The sequence below is a fragment of the Streptomyces sp. P17 genome (assembly GCF_032436805.1).
Taxonomy (GTDB): Bacteria; Actinomycetota; Actinomycetes; order Streptomycetales; family Streptomycetaceae; genus Streptomyces.
Map to the genome: position 1 here is coordinate 1 of NZ_JAVRBF010000918.1, position 267 is coordinate 267.

Here is a 267-nt window from a genome sequence, read left to right on the forward strand (position 1 = left end):
GGTGGCGAACCGGATGTTGTTGTCGTCCCAATCCGCCCCGCGGCCATCGGCGTAGGGCGTGCCGTCGCGCTCATAGAGCTCGGGACAGCGCACGACATAATAGGACAGGCCGTCGGCAGTGTGCCCGAGGTCGATGGCAAAGCCGGGCAGGGCCGCGAAGGGCTGACAATGGCCAACCGTTCGAAGATCGTGAAGTCCGTTCAGAACCGCGGGGTAGCCCGGGATGATGACGCGAACGTCGGCAAAGTCCCGAAGCGCGCGCGGCAG

At 65.9% G+C, this 267-nt stretch carries 1 protein-coding gene; it reads right to left on the reverse strand.

The genetic code is table 11. The annotated features are described in order from the left end of the window. Nucleotides 1-267, reverse strand: a 267-nt coding sequence (locus tag RMT89_RS43440) for a glycogen/starch synthase (protein WP_315889270.1), incomplete at both ends; no start/stop codon positions are given.